The following is a 785-nucleotide window of genomic DNA, read 5'->3' as shown; positions in this document are numbered from 1 at the left end:
CGGGCTTGGTTTTCGAGGGGGTTTCTTGGCGAACCGATTGAATACGAGCCTGTTGGCGTCCGGCGAGCGGCGCGTTCTGCGGGCGCTGGCGGCTCGGCTTCCCGCCTGGACGACGCCGGATCATCTGACTGCGGTGGGTCTGGCGGGGGCGGCGACGACCGCCGCGGGCTTCGCTCTCGCCCATTGGTCGGCGTGGTTCCTGTGGGCCGTGGTGGCCGGACTGTTCTTGAACTGGTTCGGCGATTCGCTGGACGGAACGCTGGCGCGCCATCGCGGGATCGAGCGTCCGCGCTACGGTTTTCTGCTCGATCATTCGAGCGATCTGATCGCGCAGAGCCTGATCGTGGTGGGGCTCGGGATCTCGCCCTATTTCACGCTGCCGTCGGCGCTGTTCGTGCTGTCGCTCTATCTTCTGATGAGCTCCTACACCTATCTGCGGGTGGCGACGGCGGGGGTGCACCGCCTGTCCTATGGCGGGATGGGGGCGACGGAGTTCCGGATTTTGGTGGCGGCGTGGAGCCTTTTCGCCTGCTGGCTGGGCCCGGCGGTGGTGGAGGCGCGTCTGTGGCGCTTCACGGTTCTCGATGTGACGATCGGGACGATGTCGGCGGTCGCCTTCGCCCTGTTCGTGTGGATGGTGCGTCAGGATCTGTCGCGGATGGACCGCGACGATGCGGAGACGGCGACGATCCATCGCCTGCCGGCGCGCCGCTCCGCCGACGCCCCCCCGGCCGACGCCGCGCAGGAGCTCGACAGCGAGCTCCACGGCGCCTCCGCCGGCTGAG

The 785-nt window shown here is 68.4% G+C and carries 1 protein-coding gene; it reads left to right on the top strand.

The window, feature by feature from the left end; translation table 11 throughout:
- Positions 1–784 (top strand): CDP-alcohol phosphatidyltransferase family protein (locus tag Mspo_RS19470; protein WP_244613565.1); only part of this gene is annotated, 784 nt, incomplete at its 5' end.
- Between the last annotated feature and the right edge of the window lies 1 nt (position 785).

The sequence above is a fragment of the Methylosinus sp. Ce-a6 genome, from assembly GCF_009811655.1.
Lineage (GTDB): Bacteria > Pseudomonadota > Alphaproteobacteria > Rhizobiales > Beijerinckiaceae > Methylosinus.
This window is presented reverse-complemented; position numbering and strand designations above follow the sequence as displayed.